The 23,211-nt window shown below is 65.7% G+C and carries 23 protein-coding genes and 1 pseudogene; 14 read left to right on the top strand and 10 right to left on the bottom strand.

Annotation, left to right across the window (positions count from 1 at the left end; translation table 11 throughout):
- Positions 1-60: 60 nt before the first annotated feature.
- Positions 61-633 (bottom strand): cob(I)yrinic acid a,c-diamide adenosyltransferase, encoded by a 573-nt coding sequence (locus tag PMN64_RS02205; RefSeq protein ID WP_069280212.1) that lies wholly within the window; start codon positions 631-633, stop codon positions 61-63.
- A 79-nt stretch (positions 634-712) separates the two neighbouring features.
- Positions 713-907: a twin transmembrane helix small protein gene (locus tag PMN64_RS02200; protein WP_028340366.1), complete on the bottom strand. Its 195-nt coding sequence runs from the start codon at positions 905-907 to the stop codon at positions 713-715.
- 166 nt (positions 908-1,073) lie between these two features.
- Between PMN64_RS02200 and PMN64_RS02195 the strand changes: the two genes are divergently transcribed.
- On the top strand, positions 1,074-1,934 hold the full coding sequence (locus tag PMN64_RS02195) for a YihY/virulence factor BrkB family protein (protein ID WP_411779603.1): 861 nt from the start codon (positions 1,074-1,076) through the stop codon (positions 1,932-1,934).
- Here the strand turns inward: PMN64_RS02195 and PMN64_RS02190 are convergent.
- Both PMN64_RS02190 and gluQRS read right to left on the bottom strand, forming a co-directional pair.
- Positions 1,861-3,222: an ATP-binding protein gene (locus PMN64_RS02190; RefSeq protein WP_411779542.1), complete on the bottom strand. Its 1,362-nt coding sequence runs from the start codon at positions 3,220-3,222 to the stop codon at positions 1,861-1,863. The two genes, PMN64_RS02195 and PMN64_RS02190, sit on opposite strands and share 74 nt — an antisense overlap.
- 117 nt (positions 3,223-3,339) lie before the next feature.
- Positions 3,340-4,227: a tRNA glutamyl-Q(34) synthetase GluQRS gene (gene gluQRS, locus PMN64_RS02185; RefSeq protein ID WP_411779602.1), complete on the bottom strand. Its 888-nt coding sequence runs from the start codon at positions 4,225-4,227 to the stop codon at positions 3,340-3,342.
- Positions 4,228-4,359: 132 nt separating this feature from the next.
- Between gluQRS and PMN64_RS02180 the strand changes: the two genes are divergently transcribed.
- Positions 4,360-5,013, top strand: coding sequence for a DNA-3-methyladenine glycosylase family protein (locus tag PMN64_RS02180; RefSeq protein ID WP_411779601.1), 654 nt, complete (start codon positions 4,360-4,362; stop codon positions 5,011-5,013).
- Positions 5,014-5,179: 166 nt separating this feature from the next.
- Positions 5,180-6,742 (top strand): glycosyl hydrolase family 17 protein, encoded by a 1,563-nt coding sequence (locus PMN64_RS02175; protein ID WP_304497363.1) that lies wholly within the window; start codon positions 5,180-5,182, stop codon positions 6,740-6,742.
- Between the two features lie 9 nt (positions 6,743-6,751).
- Here PMN64_RS02175 and PMN64_RS02170 read toward each other — a convergent pair whose 3' ends face one another.
- Positions 6,752-7,639, bottom strand: coding sequence for a LysR family transcriptional regulator (locus PMN64_RS02170; protein ID WP_028340361.1), 888 nt, complete (start codon positions 7,637-7,639; stop codon positions 6,752-6,754).
- Positions 7,640-7,816: 177 nt separating this feature from the next.
- Between PMN64_RS02170 and PMN64_RS02165 the strand changes: the two genes are divergently transcribed.
- The 6 genes and pseudogenes from PMN64_RS02165 (at position 7,817) to PMN64_RS02140 (ending at position 15,716) form a co-directional block, all read left to right on the top strand.
- The gene (locus tag PMN64_RS02165; protein WP_028340360.1) at positions 7,817-8,788 is read left to right on the top strand and encodes an NAD(P)H-dependent flavin oxidoreductase; all 972 of its coding nucleotides are present in this window, start codon (positions 7,817-7,819) and stop codon (positions 8,786-8,788) included.
- A gap of 29 nt (positions 8,789-8,817) precedes the next feature.
- Positions 8,818-10,007 (top strand): annotated as a pseudogene (locus PMN64_RS02160) (ABC transporter substrate-binding protein).
- Between the two features lie 15 nt (positions 10,008-10,022).
- Positions 10,023-11,540 carry an acyl-CoA synthetase gene (locus tag PMN64_RS02155; RefSeq protein ID WP_411779540.1) on the top strand — a complete coding sequence of 506 codons (1,518 nt, stop codon included), beginning with the start codon at positions 10,023-10,025 and terminating at the stop codon, positions 11,538-11,540.
- 105 nt (positions 11,541-11,645) lie between these two features.
- On the top strand, positions 11,646-12,731 hold the full coding sequence (locus PMN64_RS02150; protein WP_411779539.1) for a DUF2855 family protein: 1,086 nt from the start codon (positions 11,646-11,648) through the stop codon (positions 12,729-12,731).
- A 111-nt stretch (positions 12,732-12,842) separates the two neighbouring features.
- The gene (locus tag PMN64_RS02145; protein ID WP_411779537.1) at positions 12,843-14,630 is read left to right on the top strand and encodes a flavin-containing monooxygenase; all 1,788 of its coding nucleotides are present in this window, start codon (positions 12,843-12,845) and stop codon (positions 14,628-14,630) included.
- Between the two features lie 108 nt (positions 14,631-14,738).
- Complete coding sequence (locus tag PMN64_RS02140) at positions 14,739-15,716, top strand: peptidyl-alpha-hydroxyglycine alpha-amidating lyase family protein (RefSeq protein ID WP_411779536.1); 978 nt, start codon at positions 14,739-14,741, stop codon at positions 15,714-15,716.
- A gap of 162 nt (positions 15,717-15,878) precedes the next feature.
- On the opposite strand, the gene PMN64_RS02135 is transcribed toward PMN64_RS02140, so the two are convergent.
- Positions 15,879-17,639, bottom strand: coding sequence for a chloride channel protein (locus PMN64_RS02135; protein ID WP_283067672.1), 1,761 nt, complete (start codon positions 17,637-17,639; stop codon positions 15,879-15,881).
- Positions 17,640-17,830: 191 nt separating this feature from the next.
- Here PMN64_RS02135 and PMN64_RS02130 point away from each other — a divergent pair, with 191 nt between their 5' ends.
- Positions 17,831-18,388: an HNH endonuclease gene (locus PMN64_RS02130; RefSeq protein WP_139486795.1), complete on the top strand. Its 558-nt coding sequence runs from the start codon at positions 17,831-17,833 to the stop codon at positions 18,386-18,388.
- 58 nt (positions 18,389-18,446) lie between these two features.
- On the opposite strand, the gene PMN64_RS02125 is transcribed toward PMN64_RS02130, so the two are convergent.
- The 4 genes from PMN64_RS02125 to PMN64_RS02110 all read right to left on the bottom strand — a co-directional run bounded on the left by PMN64_RS02125 (position 18,447) and on the right by PMN64_RS02110 (position 19,388).
- Positions 18,447-18,659 carry a hypothetical protein gene (locus tag PMN64_RS02125; RefSeq protein WP_028333636.1) on the bottom strand — a complete coding sequence of 71 codons (213 nt, stop codon included), beginning with the start codon at positions 18,657-18,659 and terminating at the stop codon, positions 18,447-18,449.
- A gap of 29 nt (positions 18,660-18,688) precedes the next feature.
- Positions 18,689-18,844 (bottom strand): hypothetical protein, encoded by a 156-nt coding sequence (locus PMN64_RS02120; protein WP_411779533.1) that lies wholly within the window; start codon positions 18,842-18,844, stop codon positions 18,689-18,691.
- Positions 18,845-18,949: 105 nt separating this feature from the next.
- Positions 18,950-19,177, bottom strand: coding sequence for a DUF6894 family protein (locus tag PMN64_RS02115; RefSeq protein WP_411779531.1), 228 nt, complete (start codon positions 19,175-19,177; stop codon positions 18,950-18,952).
- 16 nt (positions 19,178-19,193) lie between these two features.
- A complete protein-coding gene (locus PMN64_RS02110; protein ID WP_411779529.1) occupies positions 19,194-19,388 on the bottom strand; it encodes a hypothetical protein in 195 nt (64 codons plus the stop codon).
- Between the two features lie 212 nt (positions 19,389-19,600).
- On the opposite strand from PMN64_RS02110, the gene PMN64_RS02105 reads away from it, so the two are divergent.
- From PMN64_RS02105 to PMN64_RS02090, 4 genes are read left to right on the top strand one after another with little or no spacing between them, the layout of a single operon-like run.
- Complete coding sequence (locus PMN64_RS02105; protein ID WP_411779528.1) at positions 19,601-20,089, top strand: MarR family winged helix-turn-helix transcriptional regulator; 489 nt, start codon at positions 19,601-19,603, stop codon at positions 20,087-20,089.
- Between the two features lie 2 nt (positions 20,090-20,091).
- Complete coding sequence (locus tag PMN64_RS02100) at positions 20,092-22,143, top strand: FUSC family protein (protein ID WP_411779527.1); 2,052 nt, start codon at positions 20,092-20,094, stop codon at positions 22,141-22,143.
- Complete coding sequence (locus tag PMN64_RS02095) at positions 22,140-22,346, top strand: DUF1656 domain-containing protein (RefSeq protein WP_028333641.1); 207 nt, start codon at positions 22,140-22,142, stop codon at positions 22,344-22,346. The genes PMN64_RS02100 and PMN64_RS02095 overlap by 4 nt, the downstream gene beginning before the upstream one ends.
- Positions 22,343-23,209, top strand: a complete 867-nt coding sequence (locus tag PMN64_RS02090; RefSeq protein ID WP_411779525.1) for an efflux RND transporter periplasmic adaptor subunit — start codon at positions 22,343-22,345, stop codon at positions 23,207-23,209. Before PMN64_RS02095 ends, PMN64_RS02090 begins: the two co-directional genes overlap by 4 nt.
- The last annotated feature ends 2 nt before the right edge of the window (positions 23,210-23,211 follow it).

Genomic DNA, 23,211 nt, shown 5'->3' with positions numbered 1-23,211 from the left:
CCCGTTTCTCCCGGTCAACGCGCCAAAGCCAAAAAAACCGTCCCCCGGTTTTGAACCAGTTTAGCGGTTTTGGCCCGGCACCCACAACACGTCCCCCGCTCCCTTATTGTTCTGGAAGCGGCTGGCAACGAACAGGAAATCCGACAGGCGGTTCATATACTGGATGCCAGCCTGATTGACCGGCTCATCGGGTTGGGCGGCGAGTTCCACCATCATCCGTTCCGCGCGGCGACATATCGTCCGGGCGAGATGCAGATAGGCAGAGGCCGGCGTGCCACCGGGCAGCACGAACGAGGTCAGCGGCGCGAGCTGGTCGTTCAGGCTGTCGATATCGCGCTCGAGCCGCTCGACCTGGCTTGCCAGCATCCGCAGACGTTCGGCCTTGCCTTCGCGCTCGGGCACCGCGAGGTCGGCGCCGAGATCGAACAGATCGTTCTGGATCCGGCCGAGCATCGCATCGACCTCGGGGCTGCCGGCAAGATGCAGCCGCACCACGCCGATCGCGGCATTGGTCTCGTCGACCGTGCCATAGGCGGCAATGCGCAGATCGTATTTCGGCCGCCGCTCGCCGGAGCCGAGCGCGGTGGTGCCGTCATCGCCGGTGCGCGTGTAGATCCGATTGAGAACGACCATGGCAGGCTCCGGTGTTCGATGTTCGAGTCCACCACTCCGATCGGGAGAGGTGGAGAATAGCCCGACAAATCTACCTCACCTAGCGCCCCATCGCCCAGACCGCGAGCATTGCGATGACGATGGCGACGAACTGCAGCAGCACGCGCAGCCGCATCAGCTTCTGCGACGTGTTCGGCGAGCCGCCCTTCATCATATTGATGAGGCCGAGCAGGAGCACCAGCGCGACGGCGCCGACGGCGATGGGAAGAATGATCGTGCTGAGGAGAGATGTCATTTGCGGTACATAACACCGCAGGGCGCGGACTTCCACACAGCCCCGCCATGCAACCAACTGGCTTTTCAGCGCGTAATATCAGATGCTGGGTCCGTTCTCGGGCCGAGCGGTTTTCGACAATGCCGGGTGGAATGTGAAGCAGCTTCGTTACGTCACCCACGTCGTGATGGATGCCTTTTACACGTTCCTCGCCGACGACGGCTGGGCGATCGCGAGCCACATCGCGCTGTCGACGCTGATGGCGCTGTTTCCGTTCCTGATCGTACTGACCTCGGTGGCCGGCTTCTTCGGCTCCAAGCAGCTCGCCGACCAGGCGGTCGGGCTGATGCTGCAGGTCTGGCCGCAGCAGGTCGCCGAAGCGCTGTCTGGCCAGATCCACGACGTGCTGACCAACACCCGCGGCGACATCCTGACCATCGGCGCGGTGCTCGCGGTCTACTTCGCCTCCAACGGCGTCGAGGCGCTGCGGGTGGCGCTGAACCGCGCCTATGCCGTGATCGAGCCGCGGCGCTGGTACTGGCTGCGGCTGGAATCGATCGGCTACACGCTGGTCGCGGCGTTCACCTCGCTCGCGATGGCTTTCCTGATCGTGCTCGGACCGCTGATCATCGAGGCGGCGCGGCGCTATATCCCGTTCTTCGTCGAATCGAACGAGAGCCTGCTCAACACCGCCCGTTACGGCGTCACGATCCTGGCGCTGGTCGTCGCGCTCTTCATCCTGCATGCCTGGCTGCCGGCGGGCCGTCGCAGCTTCACGCAGATCCTGCCCGGCATCATCTTCACCATGGTGGCTTCGCTGCTCTCGGGCATCGGCTTCGGCATGTACCTCGCACGCTTCGCCAACAACTACGTCACGATGTATGCGGGGCTGGCCTCGGTGGTGATCGCACTGGTGTTCCTATATTTCATCGCCGCGATCTTCGTGTTCGGCGGCGAGTTGAACGCGGCGATCATCAAGTCGCGGCTGCCGCACGGCGTGTCGCTTCATGCAGCGCAGTCGCGAGCGCCCGCGGAGAGACAGGCTTGACCAGGAAGCCGTCGGCGCCGGCAGCGCGCGCCGCGGCTTCGTCCTCGGCCCGGCCAGAAATCCCGACGATCACGATACGGCCGTGCGGCGGCGGCAGCGCGCGGATGCGCTTGATCGCCTCGATGCCGCCGATGCCGGGCAGCACCATGTCCATCAGCACGGCGTCAAAGGCGCCCTGCACGAGCCGGTCGGGCGCGGCCTCGCCCTGACCGACGAATTCGGCGTGGTGACCGAGCTCCGTCAGGATCGTGTTGAGCACGACGCGGCCGAACGGATTGTCCTCGACACTGAGCAGCCGCAGCCCTTGCGACATCAGCGCCGCCGCGCGCTCGCCGGAGGCGCTGCCGTCCGGCCCTTCGGCGGGCGCCAGCTCCACCTTGAGCGTGAAGGTGGTGCCCCCGCCGGCGCGCCGGTCCGCGACGATGTCGCCGCCCATGGCGCGCGCGAGCTGCCTGACGGACGACAGGCCGAGCCCGGCGCCGCCGAACCGCGCGGCGATCGAGACGTTGGCCTGCGAGAACGGCCGGAACAGGCGCTTGACCTCCGATAGCGTCAGGCCGATGCCACTGTCGGAGATCGCGAACGCAACGCCGATCTTGTCGCCCGACCTTCCCTTGGCCGCGCCCACCGGCGCGATACGCAGCTCGATGCTGCCCTGCTCGGTGAACTTCACCGCGTTGTCGATCAGATTTTCGAGCGCCGCGCGCAGGCGGACGGGATCGCCGACCGCGAAGGCAGGCAGCTGGTCGGAGACCTCGACGGAAGCCTGCAGCCCCTTGGCTGCCGCGCGGCCGGCCAGCGAATCCGCGGCGTGGCGCGCCAAGGTGCGCAGGTCGAAGAAATCCTGCCGGATCTCGAGCCCCGGCCCCTCGCTTCGGGCGGCGTCGACGAACAGGGTCGCAAGGCTCGCCAGATGCTCGGCGCCGGCCTTGATGGTATCGACCCAGCGCCGCTCGCGCTCGCCGAGATCGGATGTCGCGAGCAGATTGCTGATCGCAAGGATTCCGGTGAGCGGCGTCCGCACCTCATGGGCAAAGGCAGCAAGTGCGGTATCGACCATGCCGGGACCGGCCTTCGGGGCCGGCTTTGATGAGGGCCGCTTGCGGCGCGGCTTGGCCGCCACCTTGGTGGCGCTTGCCTTGACCGTACGCGTCTTGGCGGCACCTGCCTTGGCAGTTCGTGTCTTGGCAGTTCGTGTCTTGGCAGCACGCGATTTGGCGGCGCGCGTCTTCGGCGGCGTCCCTTTGGATGGCCGCTTGCTGCGCCGTGCGCGCGATTTTGACGCCATGGTCTCCGTGATCCCCGCCCCGGTCAACAACATGGCATGCCAGGCGTGCCGGAGTCACGGCAGCGTTTGCCGCGCGTCCGCGCAAAGCGCCATGATGGTAACCGCACTCCTTTGCGATCAAACCTGGCCAAAATCCCAGGGCAAACCGACTAGGCGGCGGATATCGGCCGGGCTCGCCCCAGCCGCCCGTAATTCGCGCAGTCCGGTCGCCTGAGTCGATTTCGACAGCTTTTGGCCGGCCGCATCTCGGATCAGCCGGTGGTGCCGGTAGTTTGGCACGGGCAGACCGAGCAGTTCCTGCAACAGCCGATGTACGCTGGTCGACCAGAACAGGTCAACGCCCCTGACCACGTCGGTAACGCCCTGCAGGGCGTCATCGATCACGACCGAGAGATGGTAGCTGGTCGGAGTCTCCTTGCGCGCCAGGATCACGTCGCCCCAGGCCTCAGGCCGTGCCACGACGTCTCCGCTCTCGCCAGCCGACCCCTCACCCGCGTCCTGCCAGCGCAGCTCGCCGCTGCGCGCGCGGGCTGACGCCATGTCGAGCCGCAACGCGAACGGCACGCCCTGCCCGATCAGCCGGTCGCGCGCCTCGGCCGACAGCGATTTGGCCAGCCCCGGATAAAGCGGCGCGCCGTCCGGATCGCGCGGCCACGCGCCCCCGGCCTCGCGCTCCGCGACCAGCCGCGCGATCTCGGTCCGGCTTTCGAAGCTCGGGTAGACCAGCTCGTGGGCCGACAGGCGGTCGATCGCCGCGCCATAGGCGGCAAAATGTTCGGACTGCCGCCGCACCGGGGTCTCCCAGGCGATGCCGAGCCAGGCCAGATCCTCATAAATCGCCTGCTCGAATTCCGGCCGGCAGCGCGTCGCGTCGATGTCCTCGATCCGCAGCAGCAGGCGTCCGCCCGACTGCCGCGCGAGGTCGTGGTTGAGCAGCGCCGAATAGGCGTGGCCGAGATGCAGGTAGCCGTTCGGACTCGGCGCGAAGCGGAAAACGGGTGGCATGGTCATCGGTCACGCGTCATTGCCGGGCTTGCCCGGCGACTCTGGTTCATGCGCCTGGACAAGACTCTGTTACGATAGGAGATCGATGCGCGGGTCAAGCCCGCGCCTGACAAGCCGATGCAGACCCCGCAAATGCTGATTCATCTCGAAACCCAGGCCGACCTCGACGACGCGATCCACAAACTGGTCGACCAGGACCGCCGCCTGCGCCCGATCCTGGAGCTGACCGGCATGCCGGCGATCCGGCAGCGCGAGTCCGGATTTGCCGGGCTTGCCGCGATCATCTGCGGCCAGCAGCTCTCGACCGCGAGTGCGGCGGCGATCTGGGGGCGCGTCAGCACGGCGTTCGACCCGTTCCACCATGACGCGATCCGCAAGGCGCGGGCCGACCGGCTCGGCCGGCTCGGGCTGTCGGCGGCCAAGATCAAGACGCTGAAGCACATCGCGCGCGAGCTCGCCGAGGAGCGGCTGAACCTCGACGTCCTTGCCAATGAGGAGGCCGATGCGGCGCACAACACGCTGACGGCGCTGCCCGGGATCGGCCCGTGGACCGCCGATGTCTATCTGCTGTTCTGCCTCGGCCATGGCGATGCCTGGCCCGCGGGCGACCTCGCCGTGCAGGAAGCGGTCAAGGTCGGGCTCGGCTTGAAGGAGCGGCCGACGCCGAAGCAGATGGCGCCGCTTGCGGAGCCCTGGCGTCCGCTGCGCGGCGCCGCAGCGCATCTGTGGTGGGCGTATTATCGCGTGCTCAGAAATCGCGAGGGCGTGATCGCCGGCGCAAAGTAGTCGTCGAGAAAAACACACCAACTGCGTGATCGCGTGATATAGAATCAGCGGACAGATACTTTTTCAATTTGCCGGCCTCGCCCATTTAGCACGCGCAGCACGTCCTTATTGCAAGGAGACGGACCTGATTTCTCTCCGTATCCCGCTGACGCTTCTCTCGGTATCCTTGGGCGCGATCGCCGCGGTGTGGTGGTGGCTCGGCATCCCGGTCAACCTGCCGCGCGCGCCGATCGATCCGAACGACAAGGTCCAGTGCATCTCGTACGCGCCGTTCCGCAACAATCAGACATCACTTTCGCCGGCGACACAGGTCTCGCCGGAACAGATCGCAGAGGACCTTGCCCAACTTGCGAAGATTTCCGACTGTATCCGCACCTACGCGACCGATCTTGGTCTCGATCAGATTCCCGCACTCGCGGCGAGGGCGGGGCTGAAGGTCATTCAGGGCATCTTCCTCGATCGGGATCGGAAGAAGAATGCAACGCAGGTCGCAACCGCGATCCGCCTCGCCAAGGAATATCCGGACACGATCATTGCACTCGTGGTCGGCAACGAGGTCTTGCTGCGCAAGGAAATGTCGGCTTCCGACCTTGCCGCCATCATCCGCTCGATCAAGGCGCAGGTCTCCGTCCCGGTCACCTACGCCGACGTCTGGGAATTCTGGCTGAGCAATCGCGAACTTTCCGACGCCGTCGACTTCGTCACGGTTCATATCCTGCCATATTGGGAGAATGTTCCGATCCGGGCGGAAGATGCCGCCGCTCATGCCGACGAGATGCGCCGGCAGATCGCGGCGGCTTTTCCGGGCAAGGAAATCTTTATCGGAGAGATCGGTTGGCCCAGCGAGGGGCGCATGCGCGAGTCCGCGCTGCCGTCCCGCATCAATCAGGCGCGAGTGGTTTCGGAGGTCCTCGACCTTGCCCGGCGCGAGCATTTCCGCGTCAACCTGTTCGAGGCCTATGATGAAGGCTGGAAGCGGGAGATCGAGGGCACGGTCGGCGGCTCCTGGGGGCTGTTCGATTCCGAGCAGCGCATGCCGAAATACCCGCCGGGCCGGCCGGTCAGCAATTTTCCGCTCTGGAAGCTGCAAATGGTCAGCGGAATGGGCCTGGCGATCCTCGTCTTCGGCGCGGCTTGGCTGACCTTGCGCCGCAAGCCGAGAAAGCCCGCATTCGTGTCATGGCTTGCAGTCGCGCTATCGGCGACCACGGCTGGCATCCTGTTTGGCGTCGCCGAGCAAAGATTGGTCTATGAAAGCTACGGAACGGGAGGCTGGCTTGTGTGGGGCTCGCTGCTGGTGGCGGCCACGGCTTCGCCGGTGTTGGGCGCCAACGCCCTGATGTCGGGCCGCGCACCGCCCAGTTTTTTCGAAGTGTTGGGTCCGAAGGGCCACCACACTGAATCGGTGCTGGTGACCATGCACGGACTGGCCTTGATGATCACCGTCGTGATCGGCACGGCGACCGCAATCGGCCTCGTGTTCGACCCGCGCTTCATTGACTTTCCCTTTGCGCCTCTGACCATGGCGGCGGTGCCTTTTGCCGCCGTGACGCTGCTCAATCCTCCCACCAAGGGAATCCGCCCACTGGCAGAGTCGATCTTTGCCGGCATTTTCGTTGCAACGGCGATCTACACAGGATTCAACGAAGGGCCGGAGAACTGGCAGTCGCTGTGGACCTGCGCTGCCTTTGTCTTGCTCGCGGTGACGCTGTTGCGGGCGCGTGCCTGACAACATGCTCTAGCCACGCAGCCTGACGCGGTCCTCGCGCGCGCAATCGGTGACGAAGCCGATGACGGCGCGCACCGCGGGAAGCTCGACCAGATCGGGATGGGCGAGCAGCCAGAGATCGGAGAGGCTCGAGAGCTTTTGCGGCGCGACCCGCACCAGATCGGGGTAGTCGGCCCCGACCAGGCAGGAGAGCGCGCAAATTCCGAGCCCGGCCCGCGCCGCTGCCAGCATGTCGCCCTGCGAGGAACAGCGCATCACCAGCGTGCCCTGCCGGGTGATGACATCGCTCCAGCGCGCCAGATGCGCGTTCGAGGCCTGGTCGGCAAAGCCGATCACATGGTGGCCCCGCCACTCGTCCCGCCGCTCCGGCAGCTTGCGCCCTGCCGCATAGTCGCGCGAAGCGTAGAAGCCGGTGCCGAGCCGCCCGATCTTGCGCCCGATCAGGTTCTCCTCGCCCGCATCGACCGGCCTTAGCACCACGTCGGCCTCGCGGCGGCGCACGCTGGCCGGGAACGGATGGGTGATGATCTCGAGCTGGATGTTGGCGTGATCGCGCAGGAACGGGCCGAGGCGCGGCATCAGCCAGTGCGCGGCCAGCGTCGCGCCGATCGACAGCTTCACGATGCCGCGCGCCTGCTCGCCGGTGGCCGACGCGGCCGCCTCCGCGCGGAGGGCCGCCGCGGCCATCGCTTCGGCGTGCTCGCGGAATTTACGGCCATGCGACGTCAGCGACAGGCCGTCATTGGAACGCGCGAACAGGCGGGTCCCGAGTTGCCGCTCGAGCGCCGCGACATTGCGACCGACGGTGGGGTGGCTGATGCGCAGCCGCCGTGCCGCCCCGGCAAGGCTGCGCGTCTCCGCCACCGCCACGAATGTTTTGCAAAGCTCCCAGTCCATGCCGCTCCCCTTCCTGCGACATCGTTCATTTCTGGTCGATCCGATGTTCAATATTGAACGCCATGGCGCAGCCGTCCAGCCTTATATTGCCGCGCCAAGAGAGCCGCTGCTCCAGCCATCATAACAAATCGCGATCCGTCCCGGCCGCCGGCCGGGCGGCGCATGGAGGATCCGAAAATGACGCTGCCCGCTTCGCTCGCCAACAGGCTTGAACTGCCGGTCGTCGGCTCCCCGCTGTTCATCGTCTCGGGGCCCGAGCTCGTGATCGCGCAGTGCAAGGCCGGCATCGTCGGCTCGTTCCCGGCGCTGAACGCCCGTCCGGTCGAGAAGCTCGACGAATGGTTGACCCAGATCGAGAACGAGCTCGGCGAGTACCAGGCGCTGCATCCGGAGAAGAAGGTCGCGCCCTACGCCGTCAACCAGATCTGCCACGCGTCCAACGACCGCCTGATGCGCGACATGGAAACCTGCGTGAAGCACAAGGTGCCCGTGATCATCACCTCGCTGCGCCCGCCGTCCGAAATCGTCGAGGCCGCGCACTCCTATGGCGGCGTGGTGTTCCACGACGTCATCAACGTGAAGCATGCGCGCAAGGCCGCCGAGCAGGGCGTCGACGGCCTGATCCTGGTCTGCGCCGGTGCCGGCGGCCACGCCGGCACGCTGTCGCCATTCGCGCTGGTGCGCGAGGTCAAGCAATGGTTCAACGGCACGATCCTGCTGTCGGGCGCGATCTCCGACGGCTGGAGCATCGCATCCGCGCTCGCGCTCGGCGCCGACCTCGCCTATATCGGCACCCGCTTCATCGCGACCGAGGAAGCCAACGCCGATATCCGGTATAAGCAGGCGCTGACCGAATACGCCGCGCACGATATCGTCTATTCGAACCTGTTCACCGGCGTGCACGGCAACTATCTCGGACCGTCGATCGCGGCGGCAGGCCTCGATCCGGGCAACCTGCCGGTCGCCGACAAATCCAGGATGAACTTCGGCTCCGGCGGCAACATGAAGGCCAAGGCCTGGCGCGACATCTGGGGCTCGGGCCAGGGCATCGGCCAGATCTCCGATGCCCCGCCGGTCGGCGAACTGGTAACGCGGCTCAAGTCCGAGTTCGCCGCGGCGCGCAGCGATTTCCTGCGCGCCAGCGCCTGACGCTGTTTCACAAAGTCCGGGAGTGAACCATGAAACGAGCGCAACATGCGCTGGCAGCCGCGCTTGCGGTCTGCGCGATCACCAGCACGGCCGCCGCCGACAACGGCAACGAGGCGATCCGGATCGGCCAGACGCTGCCCTATAGCGGACCGGTCTCCGGCTTCGGCACCATCGGCCGCGCCCAGGAGGCGTTTTTCGCGAAGGTCAACGCAGAGGGCGGCATCAACGGCCGGCAGGTGAAATTCATCACGCTGGACGACGCCTATTCGCCGCCGAAGACCGTCGAGCAGACCCGCAAGCTGGTGGAGCAGGAGGAGGTGCTGGTGATGTTCGGCTCGCTCGGAACCGCCACCAACAACGCCGTGCACCGCTATCTCAACACCAAGAAGATCCCGCAATTGTTCGTGCTGAGCGGCGCGACCAAATGGGCCGACCCGAAGACCTATCCGTGGACCATGCCGGGCATGGCATCGTACGAATCCGAGGGCGTGGTCTATGCCAAATATGTGCTGCAGGCCAAGCCTGACGCGAAGATCGCGATCCTCGCGCAGAACGACGATTTCGGCCGCGACTATGTCGCCGGCTTCAAGCGTGCGCTCGGCGGCAAGGCCGCGAGCATGATCGTCGCGGAAGCGAGCTACGAGACTTCGGCGCCACCATCAGCTCGCAGCTCGCAACCCTGAAGGCGTCCGGCGCCGATGTGCTGTTCGGTGTCGTGCTCGGCAAGTTCACGCCGCAGATGATCAAGGGCGTGGCCGAGATCGGCTGGAAGCCGGATCTGTTCTTGGTGCCGACCTCCGCGTCGTCGATCTCGTTCCTGGAGCCCGCTGGGCTCGAGAACGCGGTCGGCCTGATCTCGTCCAGCAACCAGAAGGACACGATGGACGCGCAATGGGCCGACGATCCGGCCGTGAAGGACTATCTTGCCTTCATGAAGCAGTACCTGCCCAATGCGGATCTCAGCAACTCGAACTACTCGGCGGGCTATCATTATGCGACGCTGCTGATGGCCGTACTGAAGGCGTGCAACAACGATTTCAGCCGCGAGAACATCATGCGCCAGGCGGCGTCATTGCACGACGTTCCGCTGCCGCTATTGTTGCCGGGCATGACGGTATCGACCGGGCCGGACGACTACCTGCCGTTCCAGCAGCTGCGGCTGCGCCGGTTCAACGGCAAGAGCTGGATCAGCTTCGGCGAGATCCTGGACGATCGCTAGGAGACGAGGCGCGACATGATCATCAGCGGCGACAGACAGATCAGCTACGGCGACATTCACGCCCGCATCGCGCGGGCGGCCAGCGGCCTCCGGGCGCTTGGCGTGCAGGGCGGCAAGCCGGTCGGCATGATGCTGCGCAACGATTTCGCGCTGTTCGAGGTGGTCGCGGCCTCGGCCGCGCTCGGCAGCCCGGTGGTGCCGATCAACTGGCATCTGAAGGCCGACGAGGTCGGCTACATCCTGTCCGACAGCGGCGCCGACACACTGGTCTGCCACGCCGATCTGTTGCCGCAGATCCGCGACGGCTTGCCGCCGGCAATCAAGCTGCTGGTGGTGACGACGCCGCCGGAGATCGCCGCGGCCTATGGCGTGGCGCCGACGCTCACCCGCGTGCCCGCCGGCATGACCGACTGGGACGTTTGGCGCGACACGCACCAACCGCTGACCGACGCGCCGATCGGTGCGGCGCCGATGTTCTACACGTCGGGCACAACAGGACTGCCGAAGGGCGTCAAGCGCAAGCCGATGCCATCAGAGCAGCAGGCGGCGGCCGCGCGCGTCGGTGCCATCACCTACGGCGTCAAGCCGAACGAGGATCAAGTGATCCTGATGAACGGCCCGATGTACCATTCGGCGCCGCACTCCTACGGGATGCTCGCGTTCCGCAACGGCTGCGTGATCGTGCTCGAACCGCGCTTCGATCCGGAGGATCTGCTGCAACTGATCGAACGCCACCGTGTCACCCACATGCATATGGTGCCGACGATGTTCGTGCGGCTGCTGCGCCTGCCCGAGGAGACGCGGCGCCGCTACGACCTGTCGTCGCTGCGCTTCATCGTCCACGGCGCGGCGCCCTGCCCTGTCGACGTCAAGCGCGCGATGATCGAGTGGTGGGGGCCGGTCATCAACGAATATCTCGGCTCGACCGAGACCGGCATCCCGGTCTGGCATTCGTCAGCCGAAGCGCTGGCCAAGCCCGGCACCGTCGGCCGCGCGATCGAAGGCGGCATCGTCAAGACCTTCCGGCCCGACGGGACGCAATGCGACGTCGGTGAGCCCGGCGAGATCTTCATGCGTCAGACGTTGATCTCGGACTTCGACTATCACGGCAATGCCAAGGCACGCGCCGAGGCCGATCACGACGGCCTGATCAGCGTCGGCGATGTCGGCTATCTCGACGAGGACGGCTATCTGTTCCTGTGCGACCGCAAGCGCGACATGGTGATCTCGGGCGGCGTCAACATCTATCCCGCCGAGATCGAGAATGCCCTGATCGGCATGGCAGGCGTCCGCGACTGCGCGGTGTTCGGCGTCCCGGACGACGAGTACGGCGAGCGGCTGTTCGCCTGCGTCGAGCCGGAAGCAGGCAGTACGCTTTCGGTTGCGGCGATCCAGGATTTCCTGCGCGACAAGCTCGCCAATTTCAAAGTGCCGAAGGAGATCCGTTTCATGGACGCGTTGCCGCGCGAGGCTACCGGCAAGATCTTCAAGCGCAAGCTGCGCGACCTCTACCGCGAAGGACAGCTCGGCTGAGCGATTTGACGGCGAAGCGAACGGCGTTTGAAACTTAGTTGCTGTTGCAAACGGCCGGCGATCGACGCAACGATGCAGGTGCACCAAACGCCCGGATCATCCGCCATGAACTCGACCGACTTCATCGTCATCCGCAACGATCTGCAGCAATGCAAGGTGATCGAGACGCAGTTGCCCGACGCCGCGGCGCTGCCGGCCGACGCGCTGCTGGTGAAGGTGACCCGCTTCGCCTTCACCGCCAACAACATCACCTATGCCGTGATCGGCGAGCAGCTGAAATATTGGCACCTGTTCCCGGCGCCCGACGGCTACGGCATCATCCCGGTGTGGGGCTTTGGCGAGGTGCTCGCATCGAAACATCCCATGATCGCAGCCGGCGAAACGCTGTTCGGCTATTTCCCGATGGCGACCCATCTGGTGATCGAGGCGGCCGACGTCAGCAAGCGCGGCCTGCGCGACGGCGCCGCGCACCGGCAGGAGGTCTCGCCGGTCTATAATGCCTATGCCCGCGTCTCCGGCGATCCGACCTATGCCGGCCGGCAGGGCGATTTCCGCGCGCTGCTGCTGCCGCTGTTCATGCTGTCGTTCCTGGTCGACGACTTCCTGGCCGAGAATGCGTTCTACGGCGCACGCCGCGTCATCCTGTCGTCGGCCTCGAGCAAGACCGCGTTCGGGCTCGCCCATCTCGTGCACAAACGGGGTATCCCGGTGATCGGGCTGACCTCCAGGGGCAATGTCGATTTCGTCAGCTCGCTCGGCTGCTACGACGAGGTCGTCACCTACGATCAGGTCATCGCGATCCCGTCGGCCGAGCCTACAGCCTATGTCGACATGGCCGGCAACAGTTCGCTGCGCGAAAATCTGCACCGGCACTTCGGCGCGCAGATGGTCTATTCCGGCCGGGTCGGGCTGACGCATCGCGCCAGCGAGGCGGAGGAGCCCACGCTGCCCGGCGCCAAGCCGGTGTGGTTCTTCGCCCCGGACCAGATCCGAAAGCGCGCCAAGGAGTGGGGTCCCGGCGGCATCGACCAGCGTTTTGGCGCCGCATGGGCCGAGCTCGTGCCGCATCTGCCGAAATGGCTTGATGTGGTCGAGCGGCGCGGCCCGGCCGCGGTGCGCGAGGCCTATCTCGATACCCTGCAGGGCCGCGTTCCGCCGGATCAAGGCCTGATCCTATCGCTGGCCGAATAGGCGCTATCCCGTCGCGCCCTTTCTGCGTGCCTTCGAATAGGTATAGGCTTTGCGGAAAGGGAACGCCGCCAAGAAAACGTCAGCAAGGCGGCCGATGACGAGAAACGCTCAATGCTCGACAAGACGGACGATATTTCGGTCGCCGCCGACAATTGGCTCGTGCAGTTCGAAGATGCGCTGGCCAGCCCCGACGATGTGCTGCTGAAGCCGCTGTTCCATCCCGACAGCTACTGGCGCGACGTGCTGGCGCTGAGCTGGAACATCCAGACCGTCAACCGGGCCTTCGCGATCATCGAGGAGCTGCCGGCGCATGCGCGTCACAGCGCGCCGCATGACTTCCGCATCGATGCCGGGCGCGCGGCGCCACGCCGGGTGACACGCGCCGGCACCCATGCGATCGAGGCGATCTTCAAATTCGAGACAGCGGTTGGCCGCGGCCACGGCATCGTGCGGCTGATCCCCGATGCCGCCGACGACGATCGGCTGAAGGCCTGGACCTTGCTGACGGCGCTCGAGGAGCTGAAGGGTTTTGAGGAACAGCAGGGCCACACCAGGCCGCGCGGACAGGCCTATTCGCGCGACTTCCGCGGCCCCAACTGGCTCGACCTGCGCAAGGCATCCGCCGAATATGCCGACCGCGACCCTGATGTGCTGGTGGTCGGCGGCGGACAGGCCGGGCTTGCGATCGCCGCGCGGCTGCAACAGCTCAAGATCGACGCGCTGATCGTCGACCGCGAAGCACGCGTCGGCGACAATTGGCGCAAGCGTTATCACGCGCTGACCCTGCACAACCAGGTGCAGGTCAATCATTTGCCCTACATGCCGTTCCCGCCGAACTGGCCGACCTACATCCCGAAGGACAAGCTCGCCAACTGGTTCGAATCCTATGTCGATGCCATGGAGCTGAACTTCTGGACCGGCACGGAATTTGTCGGCGGCAGCTATGACGACGCAACGGGGCGTTGGACCGTCGAGCTGCGCCGAGCCGACGGCACGACCCGCAAGATGCAGCCGCGCCATGTCGTGATGGCAACCGGCGTCAGCGGCATCCCCAATTTGCCCGACATCCCGGGCCTGAAGAATTTTTCCGGCAAGGTCATGCATTCCAGCCGCTACGAGGACGGCGAGGGCTGGAGCGGCAAGCGGGCGCTCGTGATCGGCACCGGCAACAGCGGCCACGACATCGCGCAGGACCTGCATTCCTCGGGCGCCGAGGTCACGCTGGTGCAGCGCTCCTCGACGCTGATCACCAATATCGAGCCGTCGGCGCAGCTTGCCTATGCCGCCTACAATGAAGGTACGCTCGAGGATAACGATCTGATCGCGACTTCGATGCCGCTCGTGCTCGCCAAGCGCAGCCATGTGCTGATGACCGAGCAGTCGAAAGAGCTCGACAAGCCGCTGCTCGACGGCCTCGCGCGCAAGGGCTTCAAGCTTGATTTCGGCGACGGCGGCACCGGCTGGCAGTTCAAGTACCTGACCCGCGGCGGCGGCTATTACTTCAACGTCGGCTGCTCCGATCTCGTCGCGAGCGGTGCGGTCGCCCTGCAGCAATTCGCCGACATCGACACATTCGTGAGCGAGGGCGCGCGGCTGAAAAACGGCGAGATCGTTGCCGCCGACCTGATCGTGCTCGCGACCGGCTACCGACCGCAGGAAGAGCTGGTGAAAAGACTGTTCGGCGAGGCAATGGCCGCGCGCGTCGGCCCGATCTGGGGCTTTGGCGACGGCCAGGAGCTACGCAACATGTACACCCGCACGCCGCAGCCCGGCCTGTGGTTCATCGCCGGCAGCCTCGCACAATGCCGCATCAACTCGCGCTATCTCGCATTGCAGATCAAGGCGATCGAGGAAGGCCTGTTGCCGCGCGACGTCGGGCCACAGGCGGATCTTTCGTAGAAACCTGCCGTCGTTCCGGGATGCGCGAAGCGCAGACCCGGAACCTCGAGATTCCGGGTTCGATGCTGCGCATCGCCCCCCGGAATGACGATCTTGGGGAGACATCTTATGCCAACCACCCTCGGCACCGGCGAACACCGCTACCGCGTCGTTGACAACTTCGCAAAGCTCCCCGACGGCTGGAGCCTGACCGATGTCGCCTCCGTCGCGGTCGACAGCAAGGACCGCGTTTATGTCTTCAACCGCGGGAACCATCCGATGGTGGTGCTCGACCGCGCAGGGAATTTCATCAAGAGCTGGGGCGAAGGCGTGTTCTCACGCGCCCACGGCCTGCATATCGACGCCGACGACAATCTCTATTGCACCGATGACGGCGACCACACCGTGCGCAAATGCTCGACCGACGGCAAGGTGCTGCTGACGATCGGCATCCCGAACAAGCCGGCGCCGTTCATGAGCGGCGAGCCGTTCCATCGCTGCACCCACACCGCGCTGTCGCCGAAGGGCGAGATCTATGTCTCCGACGGCTACGGCAATGCCTGCGTCCACAAATACACGCCGGATGGCAAGCTGATCAGAACCTGGGGGGAGCCCGGCACCGATCCCGGCCAGTTCAACATCGTGCACAACATCGCGACCGACGCCGACGGCTGGGTCTACGTCGCCGACCGCGAGAACCACCGCGTCCAGGTATTCGACGGCAACGGCAAATACGAGACACAGTGGAACAATCTGCACCGGCCCTGCGCGCTGTGCTGCTGTGGCGGCGGCAAGCAGCCGAATTTCGTGATCGGCGAGCTCGGCCCCGGCATGGCGGTCAACCGCAAGGTGCCCAATCTCGGCCCGCGGCTGTCGATCGTGGATCACACCGGCAAGCGCATCGCGCGGCTCGGCGGCGAGCAAGGCCCCGGCGTCGAGACCGGAAAATTCCTGGCGCCGCACGGCATCGCGCTGGATTCCCGCGGCGACATCTATGTCGGCGAAGTCGGCGTCACCGACTGGAAGACCAGCTTTCCGGACACTGAAATGCCGGCGGCGGTGCGCGTGACACGCTGCCTGCAGAAGCTGGAACGGGTGACGGCGTAGCCGCGCTGTATTGAAGCAGAGCGCCTACAATATCACCGTCACCCTGAGGAGCGCGCATCGCGCGCGTCTCGAAGGGTCGACGGCCACCAGCGGGGCCGTGCATCCTTCGAGGCTCGCTCCGCTCGCACCTCGGGATGACGGGCGAAAAGCGCTCCCGCGCAATCAAATCTCGCCGATCACCTCGCGGCGGCGCTGCTCGGATTCTTCCGCATAGCGCCGCATGGCGTGCGCTTCGGTGAGCAGGCCGATCGGCCGCCGGTCGCCGTCGCCTTCGACCACGGCGAGGGATTCCGCTTCCGCGGCGTCGAACACCGCGATCGCCTCCTGCACGTTCATGCCGGGATGCAGCACCACGTCGGCGTAGCGCAGAATGGCGGCAAGTCCCTTGTCGGCCTCGAGATCGGGCGCGTGCGCTTCGGCGACCAGCGCAAGCCCCGCGTAATGCCCCTCGCCGTCGACCGCGACGACCTGGGTCTTCGAGCCCGGGGGGAATTCCTCGCGGAACGCCTCGATCGGCATCGCGGCGTTCACCGTCGTCATGTCCTGCCGCATCATCTTGCCGACCGTGAGATCGCGGATCCAGCCGATATCGGCGGCGCTGCGGATGGTCTCGCCGCGCAGATGCAAACGCCAGGTCGCGAACGAATAGCCGAACAGCTCGCGCGTGATCGTGGTCGAGATGATGACCGCGACCAGCACCGCGGTGGTGAGCCAGAGGTTGCCGGTGGATTCCAGCGCGATGAACGACATCGTGAGCGGGCCGCCGATCACCGAGGCCGACAGCGCGCTCATGCCGATCACCGCATAGGCATTGGGGTCGAGATTCAGCCCCGGCCACACGATATCGACGCCGGCGGCGAACAGCCGGCCGCCGAGCGCGCCCATGAACAGCGTGGCGAAGAACAAGCCGCCACGGAAGCCCGAGCCGAGCGAGATGATCGAGGCCACCGCCTTCAGCGCGAACACGCCGGCGATGAAGGCAAGCGGCATCGCCACGATGCCGGCGAAGCGCAGCGCGCCGTGGCCCGACGACATCACCTGCGGCGTCAAGAGCGCCATCGCGCCGACCGCAAGCCCGCCGAGCGCCGGCCGCAGCGGCGGCCAGAGCCGGCTCTTGGTCAGCAGCGCCTCGCACAGCGTCACCCCGCGCATGATCGCGATCCCGGTCAGGGCCGCGACCATGCCGAGCAGCGCGGCAATCGCAAGATCCCGTCCGAGCACATCGCCGACGGTTCCGACGCCGACGCCGAGCGGCAGCGGCTCGAAGGCATGGGCGACGAAGTAGCCGGTCACCGCCGCCACGCCGACCGGGGTCAGGCTGGCCGGCGTATAGCCGCCGATCACAAGTTCGAAGGCGTAGAACGCGCCCGCAAGCGGCGCGCTGAAGGCGCCGGCGATCGCCGCCGCCGCGCCGCAGCCCACCATGATTCGCTGGTCGTTGCGGCGAAGGTGAAAGCCGCGGCCGAGCGAGGCGGCGAGGCCGCTGGAGAGCTGGGTATAGCCGGCCTCGAGCCCGACCGAACCGCCGACGCCGCTCGACCAGATCGTCTGCAGCGCCACGATCACGCTGCCGCGGAACGACATCCGCCCGCCGTAAAGCGCGTTGGCCTCGATCGGGTCGATTTCGCGGGCCGGCCGGACCCGGAGCAACAGAAGGAACGCAAATCCCAATAGCAGGCCGCCGATCGTGGGAACCACGAGCGCGCGCACGGGATCGATGCTGGGCTGGCTCGACAACCGGTCGCCGAGCGGCAGATTGAACAGCACCGAATGCAGCACCGTGACGAGGCCGCTCATGACCGCCACCACGAGGCCGCCAATGGCGCCGATCAGCACCGCCAGCACCACAAGGCTCGTCTCGTGCGCGCGCACGAACGCGCGCAACCGGCGCGGCGCCTCAAGATAGCTCGACGTCGTGGTCATCGGCAGGGTCCGTCACTGGCCGACAGGGCCTTGCGGCTCCCTTTACGGGCCTCGCGGGCGGGAGGCAATCGGGGCAGGAACATGGCAGGGCGCGGCGGATAAGCCGCTCATTGCTCTTCACAATCCCGTCACGCTGCCTGTAGTATGTGAGTGCATGCTGCTTCGCAGCTAATGGGAGTCAGGAGCGTTATTTGAACGCACATGTCTCGCAAGGCGGTTGGCCGGTGCTGGTCTTGAATGCGGACTTCCGGCCGCTGAGTTATTACCCGCTGTCGCTCTGGTCCTGGCAGGACGCGATCAAGGCGGTGTTCCTCGATCGTGTCAACATCGTCGAATATTACGACCGCGCGGTACGAAGTCCTTCCTTCGAAATCCAGTTGCCGAGCGTCGTATCCCTCAAGTCCTTCGTCAAGCCGACCACCCACCCTGCCTTCACCCGGTTCAACGTCTTCCTTCGCGACCGATTCAGCTGCCAATATTGCCTGTCGGCCGACGACCTCACCTTCGATCACATCATTCCGCGCAGCAAGGGTGGCCAGACCACCTGGGAGAATGTCGTCGCCGCCTGCTCGCCCTGCAATCTGCGCAAAGGCAATCTGACGCCGCAGCAGGCCAAGATGTTTCCGAAGCAAACGCCCTATGCCCCGACCGTGCATCAGCTGCATCGCAACGGCCGGCTGTTTCCGCCGAACTATCTGCACGAGAGCTGGCTCGATTATCTCTACTGGGATACTGAGCTCGATCCGTAGAGCGCGCTGGTCCGCGCCGTCCTCACACCGAATGCCAGCCGTACTGCTGTGATTTGGATCAGGCGGGTCGCTTGGTAAGGGCCGCTTCCCCCTCCTCGCGTCCGGGAACGCTGACGTGGACCTCGTGCCCCATCCTGATCGCCAGAGCCGCGGCGGCCGCCGCCGATTCGAATGCAGCTTCCTTGGTGGCGTATCCGCCGTTGAGATTGCCGTCGTGCAGGACGCCCCATTCCTCGCCGGCCGCAATCACCGCATATTGAGCCAATCCCATCGTCTCCTCCTTGCGCCAGCGGCGCAGCGTCAGGTCTCGTTCCGCTTGTATCTTTCGCGGACCACCTCGTCGCTGGCCTGCACCGCGCGCCTGCTGCGAAAATGGTGCTGAAGCACGCCGAAGATCAAAGCGGTCAGCAGCACGAGCGCTCCGATGCCGTAGATGATCTCAAGGCCCATATCCATTCGGTCTCTCCAAGCCTTGTTCTCGAAGCCTTGTTCTCAAAGCCTTGTTCTCAAAGCCTTGTTCTCGAAGCCTTGCTCTCTTGCCGCCCGCCGGGGCGGCATCGTTCATCCGCTCTTCGCGGCGCTGTCGATGCTTTCGCGGTGAATTTCGCGGGCGTCGCTGCCGATCACCGAGATGAAGTAGCCGCGTCCCAGATATTCCTGTCGGGTTTCGGCAAGGTCGATGGCGAGCCGCTTGGCCACCGCAATGGCTTCATCGCGGTCGGCAACCGGCTGACCGGTTGCATCGATCACACGCTCATCATTCACGATCGCGAAGTGAAAGGCGGGCATTCGCTATCTCCGCGCATCACTGCGTGTTCGATTCATGCCACTTTTCCAGGTCCGGCTTCTCATCTCCGGAGCCCTTCGCGTCTCCAGAGCGCTTCGCGTCTCCGGAGCGCTGCTCCTTCTCCGGGTTTCCCTCCCACGGCTTGTCGGTTTGCGCGTGGGAACCCCAGTCGCTCGGGCGTCCGGAATCCGGCGTGACGGGCTTTCTGTTCATGACAATCTCCTCAGGAACAAAAGCGTCTGTATCCCGATGCGTTCCTAACCGGCCGCGCTCAAGGTCCGCCCGCAACCGACCATAACCAGCGCATCGAGGTCGATCGTGCAGCAGTATTGACGCTCCCTCACGCAGGATCGCATTTGCGTGATATCCGCGACGTTCGGAGCTATATTATTGCATCCTAATAGTTCGCATCCTATCTAATTCGCATGCCGCCTTCGCAGCCCCATATCCACGCCGAGATCGGTCGCCTGGTGACCAGGCTCGCCCGGATCTGGCGCCGCGAGTCGGATCAGGCCTTATCCGACCACGGCCTGTCCTACGCGACGGCGATTCCGCTGCTGGTGTTGTCGCGCCAGGGGGAAACCGTCCGGCAGGGCGTGCTGGCCGATGAACTAGGAATCGAGGGGCCCTCACTGGTGCGGCTGATCGATCTGCTCCAGTCCGAAGGCTTCGTCGAGCGTCGCGAGGACCCGACCGACCGGCGCGCCAAGACGCTGCATCTCACGACGACCGGCGAAGCCAAGGTCGAGGAGATCAACCGGGTACTGCGCCGCGTGCGGGCCGGCCTGCTGAAGGATATCGGCAGCGCGGAACTTGCGGTAACCTTCGAGACGCTGCAGCTCATCGAGCAGCGGGCGAGCCGTCTGCAGGACGCCAGGACTGCACCAGCCAAGACTGCTCCAGAGGCGAAATAGTCATGCGCGCGGAAGAGCCGTTCCTGGTCCGCCACGCGGACCTCGTCTTCGCGTTGAAGACGTTCGCGGCGTCGATGCTGGCGCTCGTCATCGCCTTGGCGATCGATCTGCCGCGCCCCTATTGGGCGATGGCGACGGTCTACATCACCTCCCAGCCGCTGGCCGGCGCGACCAGCTCGAAGGCGTTCTTCCGCGTGATCGGCACGCTGGTCGGCGCGAGCGTCACGGTCGCCCTGGTGCCGAACCTGGTCAATGCGCCGGAACTGCTGTGCCTCGCGATCGCGCTCTGGGTCGGGCTCTGCCTTTATCTGTCGCTGCTTGACGGTACGCCGCGCAGCTATGTCTTCATGCTGGGCGGATATACCGTCGCACTGATCGGCTTTCCGTCGGTGGCTGACCCTGGCAGCATATTCGATGTCGCGCTGGCACGGGTCGAGGAGATTTCGCTCGGCATCATCTGCGCGAGCCTGGTGTCGACAGTGGTGTTTCCGCGCAGCGTCGCGCCGGCTGTCGGCGGCCGCGTCAGGAGCTGGCTAGCGGATGCGCGCCGCCTGTCGCGCGACGTGCTGCTTGACCATGGGACCAGCGAGACGCACCGGGCCCAACGCCTGCGTCTTGCGACCGACATCGTCGAGATCGATACGCTGGCGACCCATGTCTCCTATGACCGCCTGGCCGACGTCGGCACCGTGCGTGGCCTCGGTGAGGTCCGGCTGCGCATGCTGATGCTGTTGCCGATCATCACGTCGATCGAAGACCGGCTTGCCGCACTCGGCGAGGCGGCGCTGCAAAGGCAACCGGAGCTACGGCGCCTGATCGACGATCTCGCCGCATGGATCGTGGACGAGGACCGCCAGCGGCAATCCGGCGAGCAGATCCGCGCTGCAATCGCCGAGCGGCAATCCGCGCTCGACGGCGTCGTGTCGAGGGAGCGCATCATCACGATCAGCCTGCTGCTCCGGCTCCGCGAGCTTGTCGACATCTCGGCCGATTGCCGCGCAATAGGTGACGCGATTGCCGCGGGCCGGGACATCTCCACCGTCCCGCTGGCGTTTCACCCGGAGTCGGGAGCCGCGCCGGTCCGTCATCGCGACCACGGCATGGCGCTATGGTCCGCCGCGGGGGCGGCGGTGGCCATCCTGATCTGCTGCGGTCTGTGGATTGCGACCGGCTGGGCCGATGGCGCCTCGGCGCCGATGATGGCGGCGGTCGCCTGCTCGTTCTTCGCTGCGCAGGACGAGCCGGCGCGCAGCATCCGGGCCTTCGGGCTGTTTTCGCTGGTCGCGATCGTCGTCGTCGCGATCTATCAGTTCGCACTGGTGCCGGGCATATCCCATGTCGAGGTCCTGATCGCAGCGCTGGCGCCGACCTTCCTCCTGTACGGTTTTTTGATCGCACGGCCAAAAACCGCGCCGATCGGCATGGCGCTCGCCGCCAACACCGCGACGCTGCTCGCGCTGCAGTCGACCTACAGCGCGGATTTCGCCAGTTTCGCCAACACGTCGGTCGCCTTCTTCCTCGGTGTTGTCATCGCGGAGATCGTGACACGGATCGCGCGCGGCGTCGGCGCCGAATGGATCGCCAAGCGGCTGATGACGTCGAGCTGGCAGACGCTCGCGGTCGCGGCCGAGCGACGCGGCCACGGCGATCGCGCGCAGTTTGCCGGCGTGATGCTGCATCGGCTCGGCCTATTGGTCCAGCGGATCGCCTTCATCTCCGAGAGCGACCGCCGCGATGCCGACAGCCTGGTCCAGTTGCGCATCGGGCTCAACATCATCGACCTCCGGCGGGCCCGTTACGGCCTCGCCGCGTTGACCGTGCGTGCCATCGACAACATGCTGGACGACCTCGCGGCGGCGTTTCGCGCCCATGCGGACGAGGCAATGTCGGCCGAATTGCTGACGTCCATCGATGCAGCGCTGTCCGCGGTCGTCAAGGATCCCAATGAGCGCGCGCGGGACGATGCGTTGCTCGGCCTCGTCGGCATCCGCCGCGGCCTGTTTCCGGATGCGCCCGCCTATCGATCGCAGCCCGAGGAGAGCTTTGCCGCATGAGATATGAGCTCGACATTTACGGCGTGCTCGTTCCGGCGCTGCTGCTGTGGCTGATCGTTGCCTATGCATTGAGCGCGGTGGTGAGCCGGATCATGCAGCGCTTCGGGTTCTACCGGCTGGTCTGGCATCGCGCGCTGTTCAATTTCGCCTTGTATGTATGCCTGCTCGGCGTCGTGGTTTATCTTTCGGAGTTTCTGCCATGAAAGGGAATTTCGCCTGGCTCGGCCGGGTTGCGCTGACCGCGGTCGCCGTCATCGTCGCACTCGCTGTCGCTCGCGCGCTCTGGGTCTACTATATGGAATCGCCATGGACCCGCGACGGCAGGGTCCGCGCCGACGTGATCCAGGTGGCTCCCGACGTCTCCGGCTTCGTCACCGACGTACTGGTCAAAGACAATCAGCCGGTGCGTCGCGGCGACATCCTGTTCCGGATCGATCGCGCACGCTTTGCCCTGGCGTTGCAGCAGGCCGATGCGGCGGTCGCCGGCCATCGTGCGACGCTGGATCAGGCTGACGCCGACCTCAAACGCTACAGCTCGCTGACCACCGATGCGGTGTCGCAGCAGAAGCAGGAGCAGGTTCTGGCCACGCAGCTGCAGGCCAAGGCGGCCTATGACCAGGCGGTCGCCGACCGCGCCGTCGCGCAGCTCAATCTGGATCGCAGCGAGGTGCACGCTTCGGTGAACGGCACCATCACCAATATGGACCTGCGGCCGGGCGCCTACGTCACCGCGGGCAAGGGCGTGATGGCGCTGGTCGACACCGACACGCTGCACGTGGAAGGCTATTTCGAGGAGACCAAGCTCGCGCGCATTCGCGTCGGCGACAAGGCGCAGATCCGGCTGATGGGCGAGCCGGTGCGGCTCACCGGACATGTCGAGAGCATTGCGGCCGGCATCGAGGATCGAGACCGCGCGGCGGGCGCGAGCCTGCTCGCAAACGTCAATCCGACCTTCAGCTGGGTTCGGCTCGCGCAGCGCATTCCCGTGCGCATCGCGCTGGACCATCTGCCGGATCGCATCGCGCTGGTCGCCGGCCGTTCGGCGACGGTCGAGATCATGGACTAGCT

It is taken from the genome of Bradyrhizobium sp. UFLA01-814 (assembly GCF_046718885.1).
In the GTDB taxonomy this organism is placed as follows: Bacteria; Pseudomonadota; Alphaproteobacteria; order Rhizobiales; family Xanthobacteraceae; genus Bradyrhizobium; species Bradyrhizobium elkanii.
Note: the sequence above shows the minus strand (reverse complement) of the source record. Positions and strands in the feature narration are given on the sequence as shown.